The following is a 16,210-nucleotide window of genomic DNA, read 5'->3' on the forward strand; positions in this document are numbered from 1 at the left end:
TCGGAGCACTCAACGTTCTACGGGCCGGGCTGGTCCGTCGCGACGCCAACCCGGCATAGCGAGAAGCCCCCTCATTTATGAGGGGGAGGAGTCACCGTTGTTCCCCGCGTCTGCATGGGCGGTGGCCGGGCATACGGGCTGTACTACCTAGGAGAGGGGCTAGCCTCATGGCCGGCATAGTGGCAGCAGTGTTGTTCTTCGTGGCGTTTCTGATCAATGCGGCTGATCTGAGCACCAACGAGGTGTTCTCTTCGACGAACGTCATGCTCCTGGGGCTGATCGCCCTGGCCTTGCATGTTGCGGGGATCGGCACCAGTCGTACGCGTACACGCAGACGCTGATCCCTGCGGGCCCGGTGGCACTGCGCCCCGATCCCGCCGCCGTGACCCTGCAGCGGGATCGGCCAAACTCCAGCATGCTCCGCCACGCAACTTGCTGGACAACAGGCCATCCACGGCCACCCGCTCGACCGCGCCACTCCCAGCCACCTGTCCAGACTCCAACTGCGTCGATCGCGAGCTGCCAGCGCGTCTTGATCGCGACCCACTGGCTGACGTAGTCGCAGCGGTTGCCCTCGGCCGGCGGCATCCAGGTCGAGGGGTCTTGTTCGGATTTGCTGCGGTTGGACTTGGCCGTGACGGCGATCAACGCCCGCTCGTCGACTCGTACGCCAGACACGGGTCCGCTCCGCGCACGCGCGGGTGTCCGACTGCGTAAGTAGCTCGAACATTGTACAGAGCATGGCTCGGACGGCTACTTCGGCCCAGAGGCAGCCGTCTCTTGTTGTGAAGTTTCCGACAACTGGCACGTTGAACAGCAACCAAACGTGCGTGCGGGGGCGTTGAAGGTGCGTCTCACCCCCAGGTCTCGCCGGTGACCAGGGCGGGGCCGAGGCGGCGGGCGGCCACCGTTTCGATGGCCGGGCGGGCGGGGCCGTCTCCGTGTTTCCAGGTGTTGACTCTGCACGTCTGCACGGGGTGTACGGGGCCTCCGGAGCGACCGCCGGTGTTCGCTTCCAGCGGCCGGTTCTGGGGCGCGGCCAGGGCGTAGCAGGCGAGCATGGTGCGTTCGCCTTCGTACCAGTAGTGGTCCAGGATCGCGGGGTGGGTGAAGTCGAGGCAGCGGAAGGTGACGGCGATGTCCTGCCAGCCTCGAGTTGTTCAAGCAGAGACGTCCTTCATCCGAGGTTGCGCGGATGGTGGGGATGCACCCCGAGCTCGATGACGCGCAAGTCGAATAGCTTCGGACCGTGTTGGAGTAGGGCGACCGGGCGCACGGGTTCGAGGCGGATCTGTGGACCCTGGAACGGGTCAGTGTGGCGGTGGAGCGGGTGACCGGGGTGACGCTGGCCCGAGCATTGGTGTGGCGCCTGCGGACCGGGCGGCTGAGATGGAGTCTGCAGCGGCCCCATCGACAGACCGTCGAGCGGGACGAGACCGAGATCGCCCGGTGGGTCGCAAGGAGGGGCCACCCATCAAAAAGGAGGGGCCACCCATCAAAGGGGGGCGGTGAAGAAACGTGCCTGACTCGTGCCTCGCCGACGTCGCCGACGCGGCCGAACGCGGCAGCCACCGGATCTGGTCCACCGGACAACTCCGGTGGTCCTTCCTCACTCACACCGGGCTGACAATTCATCCTGGAACGCCACAGGACTAACGAAAAACTCAGCAGAGGGTGAACCGGAGAGGGGTGCCGGGTGTCGCCTGGGCCGCCGCGCCGAGAGCCGCTTCCTCCGCGACGGCGATCACCGGGTAGCCGCCGGTCGTCGGGTGGTCGTGGAGGAACACCACGGGCCGCCCGTCCGGCGGCACCTGTACCGCGCCGAGCACCATGCCCTCGCTTGGCAGCTCACCGTCCAACTCCCGCTCCAGGGCGGGCCCTTCGGTACGCAGCCCGATCCGGTTGCTGTTGCCCGAGACGGTGTATACGGCGGTGATGAAGGTCCGGCGCGCGGCCTCGGTGAACCAGTCCGCGCGGGGCCCGAACCGTACCGGCAGGACGAGCTCGGCCGGGGGAGCGGGCCAGGGCGCCGCCACCGGCAGCGCGGGTTGCGCGCCCGGCGCCTGGCCGACGGGCAGCACGTCGCCCGCACTCAATGGCGCGGGCCCGAGCCCCGAGAGCAGATCGGTGGCCCGGCTGCCGAGCACGGGCTCGACGGCGATCCCTCCGGCAACGGCAACGTAGGACCGGATCCCCGCACTGGCCCGGCCCACGTCGAGAACGGCTCCCGCGGTCACGTGCACGGGGACCCCCCAGGCTGCGGGTGCACCATCGACGGTGACCGGGCAGGGCGCCCCGCCCACGACCACGGTGACCCCTCGATCCGGCCGCAGCGCACACCCGGTGAGGGTCGTCTCCAGTACGGCGGCGCCCTCCGCGTTCCCGACCAGCCGGTTGGCTAGCCCCAACGCACCCGCATCAAGCGCCCCCGACCGCGGAACCCCCAGGTGGGCGTGCCCGGCCCGACCGGAATCTTGAATGGTGGTGAGGGCTCCGCACCGGACGACGGTGATCTTCACGGTCATCGCTCGCGCCCCTGCGGCTCGCGCGGGGCGGGCGCCGGTGCAGCGGGCATGCCAAGCTCCTGCGGCGGTGGTGCGGCGGGGGCCGGGGCAGCGCCCCGGGGCGTCAGCCCCGCCGGAGTGAAACGAACCCGGGTCCCGGGTGACAGCAACGCCGCGGACTCCCGCTCCGCATCCCACAGAACTCCGGGATCGGGCATCGTTCCGATCAACTGCCATCCACCCGGCGTGGCCCGCGGATACACCGCCGAATACCCCCCTGCCAACGCGACCGCCCCCGCAGGGACCCGCGTCCGCGGAGTCGCCCGCCGCGGCACATGCAACTCCTGCGGCAGTCCGGCCAGATACCCGAACCCCGGCGCGAACCCGCAGAACGCCACGCGATAGGTGTACGAGGCGTGCCGCGCGGCCGCGTCCTCCTCGGACACACCCCACAGCCCCGCCACCTCGGCCAGATCCGGCCCGTCGTACACCACGGGGATCGTCACGACGTCCCCGTCCGCCACGGCCCCCAATGGCACATCCCACTCGCCCAGTTGGCGCGCGAGCGCGTCCCGGCCCGTCACTCCGTCGAGCAGCACCGTCCGCGCACCCGGCACGATCTCCCGCACCGGCGGCAACACCCCCGCGCCCCGCCTGCGCAGCAGTTCCGCATGGAAGGCCCCCGCGTGCTCGGCGTCGGCGAACTCCACCAGCAGCGCATGTTGTCCGGCAGGCCGTACGTGCATGCTCACGTGAACGCCCCGACCTTGACCCCGGCGCCCTCCAGTGCCACCCGCACCCGCGCCGCGATCGCCGCCGCGCCCAGGGTGTCGCCGTGCACGCACAACGACCGCGCGGCGACGGCGACATAAGACCCGTCGACTGCCTCGATCCCGCCGTCCACCGCGAACGCGACGGACCGGCGCACCACGGCGTCCGCGTCCTCGATGACGGCATCGGGCTCGCGGCGCGGCACGAGCGTGCCCTCGGGGGTGTAGGCGCGATCGGCAAAGGCCTCACGTACCGGCAGCAGGCCCATCTCCTCGGCGACACGCAGGAGGTGAGACCCGGGAAGCCCCAGCACGGGCAGTTGTCCGCCCGCGAGCCGCACGCCCTCGACGACCGCGCGGGCCTGTTCTCCGTCGCGCACCGTCCGGTTGTAGAGCGCTCCGTGCGGCTTCACGTAGGCCACCTCGGCGCCGGCTGCCTCGGCGAACACCCGCAGCGCCCCGATCTGGTACGCCACTTCGGCCGCCAGCTCGTCCGGCGGTACGTCCATCGCGCGCCGCCCGAACCCGGCGAGGTCCCGGTAGGAGACCTGCGCCCCGATCCGTACGCCGCGCTCGGCGGCCAGGTCGCAGACCCGGCGCATCACGGAGGGGTCGCCGGCGTGGAAGCCGCAGGCGACGTTGGCACTGGTCACTACGGAGAGTAGGGCCTCGTCGTCGGTGAGGGCCCAGCGGCCGAAGCCTTCGCCGAGGTCGGCATTGAGGTCGATGACGTCGTGGATCACGGGATCAACCTAGGGGATCGTTCAACGATCCGACAATAGTCAGGATTCTCGGCACCTTTTGACGTCCGAATCCTGAAACATCTTGTCGGATCGTTGAACGATCCCCTAAAGTCCGTGCATCCCGCATCCATAAGTGCGTCCCTCATCGAAAAGGCCGCCGCATGATCGTTCTGCTCGGCGTGCTCGTGGTGATCCTCGGATTCGTCACGCGCCGCAATCCCGTTCTCGTGGTCGGCGTCGCCGGCATCGTCACCGGGCTGCTCGGCAAGATGAACCCGCTGGAGATCCTCGCAGCCTTCGGCACCTCCTTCGCCGACAGCCGCTCCGTCACCGTCTTCGCCATCGTGCTGCCGGTGATCGGCCTCCTGGAGCGCTACGGCCTGCGGGAACAGGCCCGCACGCTCATCGGGAAACTCGGCAAGCTCAGCGCCGGCCGCTTCCTCACCGCCTACCTGCTGGTCCGCCAGGTCACTGCCGCCTTCGGCCTCAACAATCTCGGCGGCCCCGCCCAGGCGGTGCGCCCGCTCGTCGCCCCGATGGCCGAGGCCGCCGCCGAACGCAAATCGGGGGCCGTACTGCCGGACAAACTGCGCGAAAAGGTCCGCTCCTACTCGGCTTCCGCCGACACCGTCGGCGTCTTCTTCGGTGAGGACTGCTTCATCGCGATCGGCTCGATCCTGCTGATCACCGGATTCGTGAACTCGACGTACCACGAGCACCTCGAACCCACCCAGCTCGCGCTGTGGGCCATCCCGCTGGCCGTCTGCGCCTTCGTCATCCACGGCGCCCGGCTGCTGCTCCTCGACAGGCAGCTGGAGCGCGAGATGGCGCTCGGCGCCGCCGAACACGAGATCCCGCTGCCCAAGGAGCCCTCGAAGTGATCAAGGTTGAATGGCTCTACTGGCTGATCGGTCTGGTCTTCGTCGTCATGGCCGTGCAGATGGCGACGGACCGGACCAACCCCAAGCGCTGGACATCGGCCGCCTTCTGGGGGCTGCTCGGACTGACCTTCCCCTACGGCACCGGGGTCGCCGGCGGCTCGAAAGCGCTGCCCGCCGAACCCCTGGGCGTCGCGGTCCTCGCGCTGATCGCACTCGCCGGGTTCAACTTCATAGGCAAGGGCGAACCGGTCACCACCACGCAGGAGCAGCGCGAGCAGTCCGCCGCGCGGCTCGGCAACAAGCTCTTCATCCCGGCGCTCACCATCCCGCTGGTCGCCATCGTCTGCGCCTCCTTCCTCGACGAATCGGGCCTCTTCGAGACCGGCCAGGCCACCCTCCTGGGGCTCGGCGTCGGCTGCGTCGTGGCGCTCGTGGTCGGGATGCTGGTCACCGGTGAGCGCGCCGTGTCGACGCCGATCCACTCCGGCCGCTCGATGCTGGAGGCGATGGGTGCGGCGCTGCTGCTTCCCCAGCTCCTGTCCGTCCTCGGCTCGATCTTCGCGGTCGCCGGCGTCGGCAGCCAGGTCGGCAGGATCACGAACGCCGTACTGCCGGACAACTCCAAATACCTGGCCGTGATCGCGTACTGCGTGGGCATGTTCCTGTTCACTGTGATCATGGGCAATGCGTTTGCCGCGTTCCCCGTCATGACGGCGGCGATCGGCTGGCCGGTGCTCATCCAGCAGATGGGCGGCAACGAGCCGGCGGTCCTCGCGATGGGCATGCTCGCGGGCTTCAGCGGCACTCTCGTCACGCCCATGGCCGCCAACTTCAACATCGTTCCGGCGACACTGCTCGAACTGAAGGACCAGTACGGGCCGATCAAGGCCCAGTTGCCGACGGGCTTCGCGCTCCTCGGCTGCAACATCGTGATCATGTCGCTCTTCGCCTTCTAGCCCGCCTTCCAAGGAGGTCCGCATGTCCCGGTCCGTGCCCCGCGTTCTGCTCACCGGATTCGAACCGTTCGACGGGGAGGTCGTGAACCCGTCGTGGCAGGCGGCGGAGGCGGTCGCCGCCGCGCCGCCGGCCGGCCTGGACGTCACGGCGGTCCGCCTCCCGTGCGTCTTCGGCCAGTCGCTGACGGCGCTGCGGGCCGCGGTGGCCGAGACCCGGCCCGACCTGGTGGTCTGCCTCGGCCAGGCGGGCGGGCGCCCCGGCGTCACGGTGGAACGCGTGGCGATCAATGTCGACGACGCGCGCATCCCCGACAACGCCGGGGCCCAGCCGATCGACGGACCGGTGGTGCCGGGCGGGCCCGCGGCGTACTTCTCCACGCTGCCGGTGAAGCGTTGCGTGGCGGCGATGCGGGAGGCGGGGGTCCCGACGGCGCTGTCCAACACGGCCGGAACGTTCGTCTGCAACCACGTGGCGTACGGCCTCGCGCACCTGCTGGCCACGGAACTCCCGGACGCCCGGGGCGGTTTCGTCCACGTTCCGTGGGCCCCGGACCAGGTGCCGGACGGCCAGGCCCCCTCCCTCCCCGTCGAGACGGTCGCGAAGGGCGTCCGAGCGCTGCTGCTGGCCGCAGTGCCGGCCCGCGAGGACCTGCGGATGACCGAAGGGGCGACGCATTAGCCGCGGCGGGGCCGGTGCCGTCGGCGCGTGACGCCGGTGTGCGCGGTTCCCCGCGCCCCTCGGGGGACGCGGGGAACCGCGCGAACGCAACCACACACCAGCCGCCTCCGGCGACGTACACAGCCCTCCACCCGCAACCCCGCCCCACCGAAAGGACCCCATGCTCACCCCGGAGGAAACCGCCCAGCTGGCGGCAGCCAACGTCACCCGCGAGTACCCCAACTTCACCGCTCACCTGACCACTTCCCCAAACGACGACCCACGTCCGAGCGACCTCCACCCCGCCTTCTACGGCGCCTACGACTGGCACTCGTCGGTCCACATGCACTGGCTGCTGGTGCGCACGCTCCCCGCCCTCGACGACCCCGCCCCGTACACCGACGTACTCGACCGGCACCTCACCCGCGCCCACCTCGCCACCGAGGCCGAGTACCTCCTCGACCGCCCGAGCTTCGAGCGCCCCTACGGCTGGGCCTGGCTCGTCGCGCTCGCGGCGCAGTGCCACGGCACACCGTGGGCGCAGGCCTTCGTCCCCGCCGTGGAGGCGGTCGACCGCCTCCTGACGGACTGGTTGCCGAAGGCCACGTATCCCGTGCGCCACGGCGCCCACCCCAACAGCGCCTTCGCGCTCGGCCTGATCCTCGACACGGGAGAACGGGCCGGGCTGCCGGCCCGCACCCTCGACGCCGTACGCGACCGGCTGCGCGGCTGGTTCGCCGACGACCACGACGCGCCCGCCCACTGGGAGCCCTCCGGCCAGGACTTCCTGTCGCCGTCCCTGACGGAAGCCGACGCGATGCGCCGCGTGCTGGACACCCGGGAGTTCGCCGCCTGGCTGGACCGCTTCCTTCCCGCCCTCGCCACCGGTGGGCCCTGTCCGCTGCTCGAGGTACCCCTCGTCTCCGACCACAGCGACCCGCAGATCGGCCACCTCCTCGGCCTCGCGCTCTCCCGCGCCGCCGCCCTGCGCGCGATCGCGAACGCACTGCCTCAGGGAGTCGTGCGCGAACGGCTCGCCAAGGCCGCGCAGAAACACCTCGACGCCGGTCTCCCGGCCGTCGAGAGCGGTGACTTCACCACCGATCACTGGCTCGCGACGTTCGCAGAACTCGCGCGGGAACACTTCGAACGCCAGTAGGCGTGATCGTTGTCAGGTACACGGGAGCTCGTCGTGTTCCCGCAGCGTGCCGATCATGGGATGCGAACAATGGAAGAAGGTCCCGATCGGCCCGGCCGGGAACATGGTCGAGCGGTTCGCCTGGTTCGTGTACGCGAGCTTCGCGACGTTCTTCGCGGGATCCTTCTTCCCCAGCGGCAATCCGACCGCCCAGCAGATCAACACCGCCGGCACCTTCCGCGTCGGCTTCCTCATGCGCCCGTGGTCGACTGACGGCTCGGCCGGACCGGTGGCCGCAAGGGCCGCAAGGGGTGCTGACGCCCACGGTCACCCCGCTGGCAGCCGTCCTGCCGAGCTTCGGCCAGGAGTCACCGCCCGGTAGACGACAGTGCGGCTACTGAGGTTTTCGGATCTGGAGGTGGAAGTCGGGGGACACACGGCCAGCGCCGGGCCATCTTTGCCCTACGGGGCATCACGTTGTGAGGCCGTTGCCGAGCGGGAGTTCGTTCATCCATTCCCGGGCCGCTGCGAGGCTGGGAGCGGTGCCGGCCGGCTCGTAGGCAAACCCGCTCCACTCCTCCAGGACGCGCGGCTCGTCGGACCGGAGGTGACCGGCGCCGCCGTGCACCGGCCGGTGGCGCCGGTAGATGTCCATCGGCGGGCGGCGCCACTTGTCGTATGCGGCCAACGGGTTGTCGGCGTCCACGCGCGGGACGGCGCGCGAAGGCTGGTTCGCCGGTCCGGGTCGGCTGTGCTTGCCCATGCCTCGATGCTCTCAGGCCGCGATCGTGGTCGGCATGGCGGCGGCGAGGTCCTTGGCCCGGGTTCGTACATCGTCGACCGCGGCGCTCTGGTACGGGCGGGCCGCGTCCAGCCGCGTGTTGAGCCGGGAGGCGACGAGCGTGGAGTCGATACGGGCCGCGTCGTCGAGCGCCCGGTGGGCTGCGGCGGCTGCCTGCTCCGGCTCGCCCTCGTGGAACAGTGCGGCGGCAAGGCCGACGCGGTCCATGACTTGCACGCGCTCGAAGCCGGGTTTGCGCAAGAGCAGCGCGTCCTCGAAGTGGGTGCTCGCGGTTCGGCGGGGGTGGCCGGCTCCGGTGAGGCCACGGGCGGAGACCGCGCGGGCGCCGGCGTGTTCGGCAGCGTCGAAGTAGCCCGCCCACTCGGGCACGTCGTCGCCGAGTCCGTCAGCCAGGAGCTCGTCGGCGGCGCCGAGGTGTGCATCGGCCTGACGCTCGTCGCCCAGGGCCGCGTGCACCCGGCCGGTCTGCGAGGCGACCAGTGCCCGGGTTGCCGACATCTGGGCCTTCGTGGCGGCGACGGCGAGAAGACCGAGGGCGTCCCGGGGACGGCCGAGGTAGATCATCTGATGGGACATGCGGGTGACGATCTCCACCCCGCGATCCGGCTGTCCGGCTTCCCCGGCCGCGTATACGCCGTAGCTCCGGTACCGCTGTGCAGCGCCGTACCGGCCGCCGGCGTCGTGGCTGACCCATCCACAGGCTACTCGTGAGCCATGCGGCGAGGACAACGTGACCACTATCGAAGTAGACCCCGCAGTTGCGGCCCGTGCGGAAGCCGCCCTGGAGAGGGCCGGGTTCTCCACGCACAGGTGGCGATGACCCGATCGTATGGTGCGCGCCGGGGAGGGCCGAGAAGCCCGTCGGCGGTGACGGTGAAGCGGTGCGCCGCATCCCCTACACCTGGATCCGGCAGACCAAGCAGGGCGGCATCATCCTGGCCACGGTCGGCGTGAACTGGTACTACGGCACCGGGCTGGCCAGGGTCGTGGTCGCCCCGGACGGCACCGCCGAGGGCAGGATCATCGGCCGCTCCTCCTTCATGGCTGCTCCCCGCGCACGCGGGGATGGACCCTCACGTCGAACGGGAGTTACTGCTTCCCGCACGCGCGGAGATGGATCTACGGTGGCGGCTCCCGGCGCGTGTGGGGGAGGGCTCGGATCCGGGCCGTACATGCCAACTGCACCTCTCATGGGGCGGTATGGGAGGCCGGGGCGGCATCGTGATGTGCGGCCCGGCCGTTTGTCGGGAGTTATTCGGGTTGGTGGTCGGGGCCTCCGAAGTCCGGGCTGGTGTAGTCCGGGCTCGAGTAGCGGGGGCGCGGGCCGGGGGAGGAGCCGTAGTCCGGGCTGGCGAAACCCGGGCGACTGTAGCCGGTATGCGGTATCCGGCCGGTGGGTGGTGTGTGGTGCGGGGCCGTGGCGGTGCGGGGGTGGGCGTGTGCTTCGCGAAGGAAGGGCAGGATGCCGCGTTCCAGCAGTGCTTTGCGCCAGGCTTCTCTGGCCTGGGCTACCTCGTGGCTCTGTTCGCCGTCGGGGCCTGTGGTGGGCGAGTGGCGGTTGCGTACGGCGGTGAGCAGGAGCCCGACGGCGGCGATCAGGATTGCGGCCGCCGTCACGGCACCGGACACCCATCCGACGGTGACCATGGACCGGGCGAACGCCGGCTCGGGGTCGAGCATCTTCAGGATGTAGCCGACGAGCAGGAAGATCGCGGCGGCTGTGCCGGTGAGGACGGGCGCCAGGACGGCGACCACGGCGCCCATGCCGGCGCCGGCCGGTCCGGCGGCTGCGCCCGTTCCGGTGGCGGGCCTCCCCGGGCCCGGCTTGCCGCGCCCGGACTCGCGGGGATACGAGGCGGCGGTCGGCGCCGGGTGGCGCAGTTCCTCGCGGATTTTCACGTAATGCTGGTACTCCGTCGCCGCGGCCACTGTGATCACTGCGGTGGCATCGAGCGCCATGGCGCGAAGCCGTTGGGGGGTGTACCACTGTCCGACCGGCGCCAGGTCTGGTCGGCTGGGGGCGGTGCGCAGCGCTTCATCGAGGAGCCGCTCGTACTCCGCGTAGTCCTCGTGCAGCAGGTGCTGGGGAACCCGGTGCTCGGCAGCGCTCCCGCCCCGGCCCCGGGGCTGCGGGGCCGCCGGTGGCGGGTTGGGTGTGCGCAGAGGGGAAGAGGTGCTGTCGGCCGTCCGTTCGAAGTCAGAGTACGGTCCGGAGCTGAGCGGCGGGCCCGCCCGCTGATCGGCTTCGCGGACGGCGGACGGCGGCACAGGCGCCGGGGCGGTCGGCTGGTCCCCCTCGGCATGCTCGACCGCGGCTAGGAGCATGAGCCGTGCCCCCTCCAGGCGACGCTGATCGTCCAGTGTCCGTGCGGCCTCGAACTCCGCGGTGGCGAGGTTGACCAGCGCGGAGCGGGACAGGGGGTGGAGTGGTCCGAGTGCCGCGGACACTTTCTGGGCGGCGATCGCAAGGACATCGATCGCCTGCTCCCACCGTTCGCGGTTCTCTGCCGCCAGCGCTGATCCGAACTGGGCCCGGGCCACGGTGACCAGGGCGGCAAGTGACTTCGGGTGATCGCTCCCGAGCAGCCGCACGAGGCCGCGCGCCGTGAGGGCCAGGGCATGCACCTGTTGATCCGCTTCGCTGTGGCGTCCCCGCTGGCGGGCGGCCTGCGCCAGCACCGCTTCCGCAAGGAGCCGGATGTCCATCCGTTCCTGCTCCTGCAGGGAGCCATCCCGGTCCCCGAGGCCCAGCGCCTCCTCGGCCGCGCTGGTGGCCCCCGCGAGGTCTCCCAACCGCAGCTTGACCGACGCCAAATTCGCCGTGCGCCTGGCCGCGGCGCCCCCTGCGTCATCCGGCGCTCCCAGGACGACGGCTGTCGACAGGATCCCGGCCGCCGACGAGATCAGGCCCCGGTCGATGAGCATGACAGCCAGTTCGTTGCGGACATCGCCGGGCAGCGCGAGCGACTTCGGATCGAACTGGAGCTGCGAAACCACGCTCCGCAGGAGGGCGCGTGACTCCTCGGCCAGGCCGAGCGCTTCGAGCAGCGCCACCAGATACGCCGCATCCCGGCCGGGATGCGGCCGCCGGAACAGGTCGGGAGCCGCGGCCAGCGCCACGGCGGCCGAGGCCGCACCGCGCCGCGCGCCGGGGTCCCCGCGCAGGCCGAGTTCAGCCTGGTCGATGGCTTCCTGCCAGAGGTCGCTCATGCGTCGTCACCACGCAGCTGACGTTCCATGGCCGCTTTCGCGGCGATGAACCTGAGTTCGGCCACTTGCGAGGGATCGAGCACCGCGCGCTGGGACCACTCGTCGATCCGGTCGAACCATGATTCCACCGAGGCCGCCGCCGCATCGACGCTCACCGTCTGATGGCACACGGCCTGTTGCGGCGGCGAGCTTTCCGGATGAACCACATCCAGCAGGTGCTCCACGTCGAACTGGTCGAAGCGGCGCAGGGCTTCCCCGATGGTGGCGGCGAAGAGCACGTTGGCGGCCCGGCCGGCAGCGGCCCGGTCGGGGGCCTGCTCCAGGAGAACGCCCACGATCACGGGCTCTTGGTCCTCTGGAAGGCCCTTGACGACGGGGCCGCCGGAATAGCCCGAGTAGTCGCCCAGGCACTGGTGCGCTGTCAGCTGCAGCGCCTGGATGACCCCGCCTCCCTCGCAGAGGTACTCCGCCGTGCCGCTGTCCACCTGCCCCCTGAGCTGCACTTCGGAGGGCGCGGGACGGTAGGGCCCGTGCCAGTGGTCCCCGCCGTGAGCGACGCCGGCCCGGGGTATCGGAAGCAGGACCTCGTAGGCGGCGGAGATCATGATCAGGGCGAGGTCCGCGTCCTTGTCGCGGCGGCAGACCTGGCCCGTCAGACGGCTGCCGTCCGTCAGGACGATGTCCACGTGCTCGTCCAGCGCGGTGAGGCCCCGCAGGCAGTGAAGTGCCGTCAGCACATAGCGGCGGGTCAGCAGGAAACCGCCGCCGAGGCGCTGCTGCGACTGGAAGAGCTCGACCCAGTAACTTGCGTCGATCACGGCGACTCCGCGACCCGCTCCACCGTGAGGGTGACCTCGAAGGACGCCTCGGCCGACGCCTTGGACAAGATGACCCCGGCCTCCGCTGCCAAGGTCAGCCCGAAGGCTACCTCCATGCTCGCCACCTGCCAGCCGTCGCGGCGCTGAACCCGCGAGAGGGATTGCTGGGCGATGACCGACGCCTGGACGATGGCCTCCTCCAGCTCTGCGGCCCGGTCGCCGAGGGCGGCACTCGACCGCGTACGGCTGGAGATCTGCCGGCTGCCCGTCGCATCCACAGCCACGGTCTCGATCCGAACATCGTTCATCTGTCCCCCTGTTGACGCAGCGGGGACCGCACCGGCTCCCGGCCCCGTCAGAAGCGTAGCCAGCCATACGCGGCATCGGCGACTGATTCGCCGAGAAGATCCCGTCGCAGGTGCCGTCAGCCAGTCAACGACCGACGACATCGCAATATGGACCTGGCTGTCCTTCATACGGCGAACGCTGGTTTCGCCTCGCTGGCTCCTGACTTGTGCCGCAAGGAGCACTCACCGGGTCCGGCTTCGCCGGGTCGACTGGCCGGCATTGGCCAGCAGGCGCGCGCTCAACGCCAGCCGAGCCTTGCCCGAACACGCCAGGTGTTCAGCGAAGTTGCTGATGGGCTCGTCCGGCGGAGCATGGACCGAGCAGGGTCGGCCCGAGGCGCCGCCCGGCATCCTGACCTTGCATCCCGCCGCAGTGATGCCGGGCCGAGACGTGCCTCGACCAGCGGCAATCCGGCGGCGGCCCTGTCGACTGCTCCTCCGCGCCCGCGGGGGATCAGGGAGGCTTGTACTGGCTGTTGGCCGTCCCATGAGGTGCGTAGGCTGCATCGGGGGCTCTGCTTCTAACGGGTGGTGGAAATGTCGGATTCTTTGAAAGTTGCTCAGAACGGCTTCCTCGCCCGGTGAACGCCCAGTTCAGCGAGACTGCTCCCCGCGCACGCGGGGATGGACCGATACGAGAGCATTAGTGATCGTCTGGAAGATGCTGCTCCCCGCGCGCGCGGGGATGGACCCATCATTGACGTCATCGAGCAGATGGTGAGCAGAGCGGCCAGGCGTGCGGCCGCCCGGCCGCACAACTCCCGTGCCACCTGCGATATCTGTCCGGTGAGAAGAACAGTGCGGTGTTGATGATGCTTCAGCAGTCCGGGAATCTGCTCGCGGAAGGTCTGCCGGGAGCAGCCCGGAACCGGGCATGCCTACCTTCGTACGGGCAGGTGGACGATGACGGGGCGGCCGTCGACTGGCACGTCCCGCACGGTCCGGCGGTGGTACCCGTGGACCCTCGCCGCCGGCGTTCGGCACACCGGACACGGCACCGCCATGTCCCGGGTGCGGGCTGTGGCCACGACCTTGTCGTCGTCATTCGTCACGTCCTCGACGACCAGTGCCGACAGACCGGATAACACCGTCCCGACAAGGGAGTTGGCCTCTCTTAGAAGATCATGATCGCGGATGGATGCTCGGCGTCACCACCGACTACGGGCCAGGGCCGTTGATTGGACAGCCCCCGACCTGCGGCGGACTCTCGGGACAACCCCATACCGCAGCGTCGTCATCGACGGATGCCGCGCAGCAACCGGGCTCACCTTCACGACACCCGGACCGATAGCTCAGTGACGACCTTGCCGGCTCGTTGCGGCTTGGAGTTCCCTGACGCCGCTCGTGCGGGGGTGGCGTTGTGCCAGCTCGTCGACGATGCTGCGGATCGCGGGGCGGTCTCGGACCTCGCCGGGGCTGGCTCGGTAGGCGTCGAGGAGGGCACGGGCGGTCTGCTCCGGGCGTCCCCAGGCCCACCAGGCGCGCGCCATGTCGGTGCCCATGCGGGCCTTCCGCTCGGCGGTGGGGAACTGGGCGGGGCGGAGGTCCTTTCCGGCCTCCAGGGCGGCTCCGGCATCTCCGAGCGCCCAGTGCACACCGACGGCGTAGAGGTCGACGGCGGCCGGGCTGATCGGGAACAGCCTGCCTGCCGGGGCGGTTGTCGGCAGCCGACGAGCGGCGCGGCGGGCTTCCCCGGTCATGGCCAGGGCATCGGCGCGGTGGCCACCTCTGGCAGCGGTGTAGGCCAGGGTGCAGAGCATCTGTGCGTATGCCGACACCGATGCATCGGTACGCAGACCGGTCGCCTCGACCGCAGAGGCGGCCGTCGTCATGAGGCGCTGGGCTTCCGCGCCGCGGTCCTGGTGGCGCAGGACGATCGCCAGCTCCCGGGCGGCGGCCGCGGACACGAGCGGAGAACCGGAGACCTCGGCCCAGGTGCGGGCCCGGTCCGCGGTGAGCCGGGCCTGTCCGTAGGAGCCGAGCTTGGTCAGCACCGCCGTCGCCAGGCTGTAGACGGACGAGAGCCGAGCCTGATCGAGTGCACGGCGCGAGGAGACCGCGGCATGTCCGTCAGCGATGAGGCCGGGCAGCGCGGCGAGCAGAGGAGAGTGTGCGCCCTTGTCGTACAGCTTGCGGGCGGCCGCCATCCGGGCATCCAGCGGGCCTTGGCCGGTCGGGGCGGGTGTGTCGGCCAGGGCCTCGTCGAGCCCCATCATCAGGGCGACCGGCCCGGCGGCAGCCGTGGCGGTGAGCAGCGTACGGCGGCGCATCGGGTCCTCCTCGGCGTACGGACTGGCCGTCACTCTAGTGGCCGTCGGTACCTTCGCAGTGGGAGGCGCCAGGGAACTCATCAGGATGTGTCGCGGAACGCCGACCTCTTGAGCGGCGCGGTGGACCAGTGCTAGGTCGACGACCCTGCTGCGCCGCTCCAGCCGCGAGAGCGTGGCGGGGGAGCAGCCGAGCCGGTCGCCGAGGGCGGCGAGCGTCCAGGAACGGTGCTCGCGTCCGAGCCGGATGAGCGCGCCCGGACACCGCCGTTCGGCTAACTCGCGGGCTTCGGGTGTGCTCCAGAGCGGGTCAACGGACACAGGTCCTCCCACGCCACACGACCGGGGACCTCCACGGTACGGACGGTTGTCACCGCCGTCGAGGTCGCTTGCAGGACGTGCAAGGCCCTTGCACGGCACGGCTGTTGACCACTGTAGGACGAGGAGCCGCGGTGTGCTGGGTGCATCGCCCCGAACCACGGGGCTCGTCCATCGGAGGCATCATGGCAACCGCTGTCGCAACTCCTCTGACCACTGATCCGATGAGCGGCCCGGGCCGCTCCGCCCGGGAGGTGGTACCGGCCGGTCTGTGGGACAAGCAGGTCGGGCTGCTCGTGCGTGACTACCCGTACGACTCAATAATGGCGGCTCGGGTCCTCGAACAGGGCTACGCCTACCTGCTGACCGCGATGCGGCACCGGGGCGAGGGGCTGGGGCTCGCGCCCAGCAAGCTCGTCGACATCGGGGTCCACACGATCATCCTCGACACCGTGGCGTACGCCGACCTGTGCGAGCGCTTCAATGACGGCCGCTTCCTGCACCACGTGCCCGAAATCGAAATGAAGAACGACGGCTCGGTGATGCGGACGGCCCACATCGTCGCCGCCGACGGGTGGGAAGTCGACCTGCCGCTGTGGGCAGACGCCGCCCCGTGCGGCCCCTGCCACCCCGGCAACGACTCGCACTGACCAGCGACAGAGCCGTGCCCCGACCGGCCCTGGATGCTGTTGGCCAATTCGGCTGCGGGCAGGGTCGTGGGGGCGCCCCCGCAGAGGTAGGGGGGGGCGGGGCGGGGGGAGGGGTGGTTGCGGGCGAGGTCATGACGTATCGGGGTGT

18 protein-coding genes and 1 pseudogene are annotated in these 16,210 nt (G+C 70.4%); 8 read left to right on the forward strand and 11 right to left on the reverse strand.

From position 1 onward, the window contains the following. Positions 1 to 167: 167 nt before the first annotated feature. Entirely contained in the window at positions 168 to 341 is a 174-nt protein-coding gene (locus ACWFR3_RS44680; RefSeq protein ID WP_361191387.1) for a hypothetical protein, read from the forward strand. A gap of 513 nt (positions 342 to 854) precedes the next feature. On the opposite strand, the gene ACWFR3_RS44685 is transcribed toward ACWFR3_RS44680, so the two are convergent. Beyond that, positions 855 to 1,061: a hypothetical protein gene (locus tag ACWFR3_RS44685; RefSeq protein ID WP_453740455.1), complete on the reverse strand. Its 207-nt coding sequence runs from the start codon at positions 1,059 to 1,061 to the stop codon at positions 855 to 857. A gap of 230 nt (positions 1,062 to 1,291) precedes the next feature. Between ACWFR3_RS44685 and ACWFR3_RS44690 the strand changes: the two genes are divergently transcribed. After that, positions 1,292 to 1,627, forward strand: coding sequence for a helix-turn-helix domain-containing protein (locus ACWFR3_RS44690; RefSeq protein ID WP_453740467.1), 336 nt, complete (start codon positions 1,292 to 1,294; stop codon positions 1,625 to 1,627). A 37-nt stretch (positions 1,628 to 1,664) separates the two neighbouring features. Here the strand turns inward: ACWFR3_RS44690 and ACWFR3_RS44695 are convergent, their stop codons facing one another. From ACWFR3_RS44695 to ACWFR3_RS44705, 3 genes are read right to left on the reverse strand one after another with little or no spacing between them, the layout of a single operon-like run. Next, positions 1,665 to 2,525 (reverse strand): 5-oxoprolinase subunit C family protein, encoded by an 861-nt coding sequence (locus ACWFR3_RS44695; protein ID WP_453740456.1) that lies wholly within the window; start codon positions 2,523 to 2,525, stop codon positions 1,665 to 1,667. Further along, positions 2,522 to 3,250, reverse strand: coding sequence for a 5-oxoprolinase subunit B family protein (locus ACWFR3_RS44700; RefSeq protein WP_453740468.1), 729 nt, complete (start codon positions 3,248 to 3,250; stop codon positions 2,522 to 2,524). Before ACWFR3_RS44700 ends, ACWFR3_RS44695 begins: the two co-directional genes overlap by 4 nt. 2 nt (positions 3,251 to 3,252) lie before the next feature. Beyond that, positions 3,253 to 4,017, reverse strand: coding sequence for a LamB/YcsF family protein (locus ACWFR3_RS44705; protein ID WP_453740457.1), 765 nt, complete (start codon positions 4,015 to 4,017; stop codon positions 3,253 to 3,255). A 161-nt stretch (positions 4,018 to 4,178) separates the two neighbouring features. On the opposite strand from ACWFR3_RS44705, the gene ACWFR3_RS44710 reads away from it, so the two are divergent. From ACWFR3_RS44710 to ACWFR3_RS44730, 5 genes and pseudogenes are all read left to right on the forward strand, one after another. After that, positions 4,179 to 4,898, forward strand: coding sequence for a DUF969 domain-containing protein (locus ACWFR3_RS44710; protein WP_453740458.1), 720 nt, complete (start codon positions 4,179 to 4,181; stop codon positions 4,896 to 4,898). Continuing rightward, positions 4,895 to 5,854 (forward strand): DUF979 domain-containing protein, encoded by a 960-nt coding sequence (locus ACWFR3_RS44715; RefSeq protein ID WP_453740459.1) that lies wholly within the window; start codon positions 4,895 to 4,897, stop codon positions 5,852 to 5,854. Before ACWFR3_RS44710 ends, ACWFR3_RS44715 begins: the two co-directional genes overlap by 4 nt. Before the next feature lie 34 nt (positions 5,855 to 5,888). Beyond that, positions 5,889 to 6,533: a pyroglutamyl-peptidase I gene (pcp, locus tag ACWFR3_RS44720; protein WP_453740469.1), complete on the forward strand. Its 645-nt coding sequence runs from the start codon at positions 5,889 to 5,891 to the stop codon at positions 6,531 to 6,533. A 160-nt stretch (positions 6,534 to 6,693) separates the two neighbouring features. Then, positions 6,694 to 7,671: a DUF2891 domain-containing protein gene (locus ACWFR3_RS44725; RefSeq protein WP_453740460.1), complete on the forward strand. Its 978-nt coding sequence runs from the start codon at positions 6,694 to 6,696 to the stop codon at positions 7,669 to 7,671. Between the two features lie 55 nt (positions 7,672 to 7,726). Continuing rightward, positions 7,727 to 7,994 (forward strand): annotated as a pseudogene (locus ACWFR3_RS44730) (alpha-ketoglutarate transporter); the annotation flags it as partial. A gap of 128 nt (positions 7,995 to 8,122) precedes the next feature. On the opposite strand, the gene ACWFR3_RS44735 reads toward ACWFR3_RS44730, so the two are convergent. The 7 genes from ACWFR3_RS44735 to ACWFR3_RS44765 all read right to left on the reverse strand — a co-directional run bounded on the left by ACWFR3_RS44735 (position 8,123) and on the right by ACWFR3_RS44765 (position 15,415). Beyond that, positions 8,123 to 8,413 carry a DUF6087 family protein gene (locus ACWFR3_RS44735; protein ID WP_453740461.1) on the reverse strand — a complete coding sequence of 97 codons (291 nt, stop codon included), beginning with the start codon at positions 8,411 to 8,413 and terminating at the stop codon, positions 8,123 to 8,125. 12 nt (positions 8,414 to 8,425) lie between these two features. Further along, entirely contained in the window at positions 8,426 to 9,028 is a 603-nt protein-coding gene (locus ACWFR3_RS44740; protein WP_453740462.1) for a hypothetical protein, read from the reverse strand. 675 nt (positions 9,029 to 9,703) lie between these two features. Further along, positions 9,704 to 10,531 carry a hypothetical protein gene (locus tag ACWFR3_RS44745; protein ID WP_453740470.1) on the reverse strand — a complete coding sequence of 276 codons (828 nt, stop codon included), beginning with the start codon at positions 10,529 to 10,531 and terminating at the stop codon, positions 9,704 to 9,706. Between the two features lie 1,127 nt (positions 10,532 to 11,658). Further along, positions 11,659 to 12,480, reverse strand: a complete 822-nt coding sequence (locus ACWFR3_RS44750; protein WP_453740463.1) for a trypsin-like peptidase domain-containing protein — start codon at positions 12,478 to 12,480, stop codon at positions 11,659 to 11,661. Further along, on the reverse strand, positions 12,477 to 12,788 hold the full coding sequence (locus ACWFR3_RS44755) for a CU044_2847 family protein (RefSeq protein ID WP_453740464.1): 312 nt from the start codon (positions 12,786 to 12,788) through the stop codon (positions 12,477 to 12,479). Before ACWFR3_RS44755 ends, ACWFR3_RS44750 begins: the two co-directional genes overlap by 4 nt. A gap of 917 nt (positions 12,789 to 13,705) precedes the next feature. Then, positions 13,706 to 13,831, reverse strand: coding sequence for a transposase family protein (locus tag ACWFR3_RS44760; protein WP_453740471.1), 126 nt, complete (start codon positions 13,829 to 13,831; stop codon positions 13,706 to 13,708). 288 nt (positions 13,832 to 14,119) lie between these two features. Beyond that, positions 14,120 to 15,415, reverse strand: a complete 1,296-nt coding sequence (locus ACWFR3_RS44765) for a helix-turn-helix domain-containing protein (RefSeq protein WP_453740465.1) — start codon at positions 15,413 to 15,415, stop codon at positions 14,120 to 14,122. A 182-nt stretch (positions 15,416 to 15,597) separates the two neighbouring features. Here ACWFR3_RS44765 and ACWFR3_RS44770 point away from each other — a divergent pair, with 182 nt between their 5' ends. Beyond that, positions 15,598 to 16,062, forward strand: coding sequence for a glycine-rich domain-containing protein (locus tag ACWFR3_RS44770; protein ID WP_453740466.1), 465 nt, complete (start codon positions 15,598 to 15,600; stop codon positions 16,060 to 16,062). The last annotated feature ends 148 nt before the right edge of the window (positions 16,063 to 16,210 follow it).

Source organism: Streptomyces sp. NPDC055189, assembly GCF_053606765.1.